At 31.5% G+C, this 4,103-nt stretch carries 4 protein-coding genes; 3 read left to right on the forward strand and 1 reads right to left on the reverse strand.

The window, feature by feature from the left end; genetic code table 11:
* Positions 1–421 precede the first annotated feature (421 nt).
* Together ASG01_RS16415 and ASG01_RS07635 are read left to right on the forward strand one after the other, a co-directional pair.
* A complete protein-coding gene (locus ASG01_RS16415) occupies positions 422–778 on the forward strand; it encodes an RNA polymerase sigma factor (protein ID WP_055862380.1) in 357 nt (118 codons plus the stop codon).
* A gap of 86 nt (positions 779–864) precedes the next feature.
* Positions 865–1,461 (forward strand): Crp/Fnr family transcriptional regulator, encoded by a 597-nt coding sequence (locus ASG01_RS07635; protein ID WP_055862382.1) that lies wholly within the window; start codon positions 865–867, stop codon positions 1,459–1,461.
* Between the two features lie 180 nt (positions 1,462–1,641).
* On the opposite strand, the gene ASG01_RS07640 is transcribed toward ASG01_RS07635, so the two are convergent.
* On the reverse strand, positions 1,642–2,760 hold the full coding sequence (locus ASG01_RS07640; protein WP_055862384.1) for an alpha/beta hydrolase: 1,119 nt from the start codon (positions 2,758–2,760) through the stop codon (positions 1,642–1,644).
* Positions 2,761–3,732: 972 nt separating this feature from the next.
* Between ASG01_RS07640 and ASG01_RS07645 the strand changes: the two genes are divergently transcribed.
* On the forward strand, positions 3,733–3,927 hold the full coding sequence (locus ASG01_RS07645) for a hypothetical protein (RefSeq protein ID WP_055862385.1): 195 nt from the start codon (positions 3,733–3,735) through the stop codon (positions 3,925–3,927).
* Positions 3,928–4,103: the final 176 nt, after the last annotated feature.

The raw sequence follows: 4,103 nt of genomic DNA on the forward strand, positions 1-4,103 counted from the left end.
TAGTTTTATCTACGACTTGAGTCACTACATAGTTTTAAAAAATCATATAACTTTTTGGAAATGTTTTGAACTAGTAGTATAGTATTTCAAATAAATGCGTTTAGACATCTGCTACCATCCTGACGAAATATCATATAACCAAAATGTATAAATCATATTTAATAAATACGTTACTAAACTTGGTGTATTCATTACATGATAGATATCGCAATGCTTTTCATTACAATTTCAATTGTTAATGCTGTACATCTTTTAAGAGACTTTTCATTTGTGTTATCAACAAAAAATCGTACTGAATATTTAATAATTTTTAAATTAAAGTCTACATTTAATTATTTGGACTCAACAAATGATTAAGATACCATCGCTAGTGTAGCATAAATTTTGATTATTGAGAAAATTACATCCTATTTGATGTAATATGAATTTGGAAACATTTATTAAAATAAATCTATCACAAACTGATTCAGAATTATATAACCTGATTAAATCAAGAGATAATCTAGGTTATGACATTGTGTATAATAAATACTCGGGTCTATTATATGGAATGATTACGCATTCAGATGAACTTCACATATACGCAGAGGAAATCTTGGAATCAGTTTTTTGTAATATTTGGAAAAATATAGATTACTATAATTTTCAGACCATAAAATTTACCACGTATATAACCAGAATACTAATCCAGACTATAAAAGATTTTTTAGGTTCAAAACAGGTCACGTATGGTCTTGATATAGCTGGGGGTACTTTTATATTTCGACTGAGCTCTTAAATCAAATTTCAGAGTGTGATTTACATTCAAGTAAAATTTGATGACAAGTTATAATCCCAATTTGTATTTTAGTACTAAAAATTTTAATGATCGTTCCAGAAGACCTTTTGTTTAAATATGGCGCTTTATTGAAAAATTATTCAGCTGGAAAAATAATTTTCAGGAAAGGTGATTGTTGCGATGAATACTATCAAATACAGGAGGGTACTGTGCAGCTTAGCAATAGTTATCCCAATGGCAAAGAATTTGTCCACGGATTTCCCTTTTCCGGGCATTGTTTTGGAGAGTCTTATCTGTATAATAGTAAACCTTTTCCAATTGATGCAGTAGCTCTAAAGAAATCTTCTATTATTATTTTATCAAAAGCAGCATTCTTAAATTTGGTTAATGATCATCCAGATGTTTTACAATCCATAATGCGGTATACCGCAGATCGGTTGCACTTCAAATACATTATTTGTTCTTTTTTAGCTATCAGTGATCCACTAGAAAAGATTCAAAAATTATTAGATCATATTAAAATTTATTTTGGCTATACTGAACAATATAGTTTTCGGGTTCCATATACCCGCTCTCAGATGGCTCATATTACGGGTATGCGAATTGAAACTGTAATTAGAGTAGTAAAAAAAATGCACAATTTAGAATTACTGAAGATCGATAGCGGTAAGATATACTACTAGTGATTACATTCTAAAATTCAGATTGAGTTGCTGCCTTTATAGCAAAATCTTCAAAATGACACTGCTTATTCACTGAATCTTATTATTTAAAGGAATTAATCCACATGTATAAATTCTTCATAACGATCCAAAAAAAATCCTGAACGCCGTTCAGGATTCCAAAGCTTAATTATGGTTTATTTATTTCAATGCTGCTTTAAGCTTTTCAGCAGCATAGGCTTGTGCTTCTTTTGCTTCAGGTACAATAATCGCCATTCCGAAAAATTCATGGGTTACGCCATCATAATTTTTACTGTCAACTTTTACTCCCGCAGCAGAAAGTTTTTCAGCAAGCATGATTCCATCCTGATTAAGGGGATCAATTTGAGCCGTGATGATCGCAGTTGGTGGTAGACCTTTTAAATTGGCGTTTATCAGTGACATTCTTGTATCTTTTGCTTCGCTCATATTGTTTAAATAGTTTTTGGTAAACCATTCCATCATCGGTTTGTTGAGTGGTTTTGCCGCTGCATATTCAACATATGATTTAGTACTCATATCAGATTGTGCAATGGGATATACCAATACCTGATATAAAGGCATCATGATTTTTTTGTCACGCGCCATAATTGATACATTGGCAGCAAGATTTCCACCGGCACTTTCTCCCACGACGGCAATTTTAGAGGGATTGCCTTTAAATGAAGCTGCATTTTTTACGACCCATTCGTACGCAGCAAAGGCGTCATTGTGAGCAGTAGGAAATTTATGTTCAGGTGCCTGACGGTAAGCAACAGAAACGACAATGGATCCGGTCTGTTCAGCAATACCCTGGGCTGAAGCATTGTAAACATCGAGGTCAGCAATGACAAATCCGCCACCATGATAGTAGACAATAACAGGTAAAGGGCCGTTACCGGTTTTAGGAGTATACATTCTAAGATGTATTTTACCGTTTGCTACCGGGATATCTTTACCCGTCGTATCAACCTTTGCAGCAGGAATCTGAATTTTATTCTCTTTTACCAGATCCATTACCGCATCTGTAGGCGTATGGTTTTTGCGGGCTTCTGCAGCGGTAAGACTTTCAATCGGTCTGTCACCATAACTTGCCAGTTTTTCCATCACTGCCTGCATTTCAGGTTTAATGCTTTTACCCCATTCAGGAGAAGGTCCGGATGGTTTAATACCGGTCTTCATTTCTGTACTGTCAGAGACAACAGTTGTTGGTATTTCTTTTGTCTCGACATTTTTCTTACACGCGAATGTTACGGCGAGGGCACTGCATGCCGCAATGCTTCGAATTACTTGTGATTTCATACTATTATTGATTGTACGTGGTAAAGTGTTTAATAAATGGTGGATTTTACCCGTGATATTATCTAAATTTATGCCATTAAATTTATCGATTGATAATATTTCAAATATAATTTTATGATCTACCACAATTTATTTATATCTTTTAGTACATTTGCTAATTCATTAGCACTTATGGAATGGATTGAAGTCTCATCATAATTGATGAGACTTCTTTTTGTGGGAATATTTTAATTAGTATTTGCATTATCTAAAACTTACATAATTGAATATTATCAAAGTATTCAGATTATATTTTTGCTATTTTTAATCTCATTTATTCTTCATCATTTATGTTTTTTAAGATCCTTCATTGAAGGATTTTTTCTTTTGTGTTTCTTCGGAATATATGCGCCAGAGTAATAAAGTTAGTGACTGTATATTTTAAAAACGGCTCTATTGGCTAAATTATTGCTATAATTTAAATACAATACTTTTTCTTTATAGGTTTCAATAGTAAATCCCGGACTTTTAGTACGGGATTTTTTATTTCTGATTAGATATTTTTAGTTATAAACAAAGATATTTTAGTTTGTAGGCTCAAATTTCTCCCACTATATTTGGAGTAAATAGATTAACCATATTTCCGTCAGAATCTCTATAAGAGAGAATGATTTCCCCAAGGCGTTATCTTCGGCTTTTGGACAATATATGGTTCTAAAAAAGATGCTAATCTGCTATATTCTTTTTCTAAGTTCAATAATTGCTGTATGGTTTTTAGCCGCCTGAGCTATAATATAGATTACAAATATTTTGAAGATATATTTCATTGGGATAAACATTATATTTACTATAAGGTTACAAAAATAATAATCTCAAAAAACGATATGTAATATTCAAAAATATTGAAATAAGCAGATTCTTTACATGATGCAATTCATATATATTTGGGTATTATCTGCTACTAGATTCAAACAAACGGCAAAAAAGAAAAATATGGCTTGGATTCCAATTTATTTAGAAAAAAAAGATATAAAAATCTTAAATGATTTTTTAAATTTAGAAAAAGATATTGCATTTTTAGTATCGACTGGAAAAAATGAATGGATTGCAAAATCTCAATGGGATATTTTCAATGATATTGAAAAAGATAAGTTGTATAACTTTCTCTTAGATGGAAATATTGTGTAAGCTATTAAATTTTTCGAGGAAAAACCTTAGAAATTRAATGCTATATTTAYGTTCCAAACCTAATAATAATGAAGCTTACACAGACTTTACTTTTATTCCTGATTTCATTTGTGACTTTTGGACAAAATAAACAATTTCTTTACGAATACAAATTCATTCCTGACTCCACGAAAAAA

It is taken from the genome of Chryseobacterium sp. Leaf180 (assembly GCF_001424585.1).
Taxonomy (GTDB): Bacteria; Bacteroidota; Bacteroidia; order Flavobacteriales; family Weeksellaceae; genus Chryseobacterium.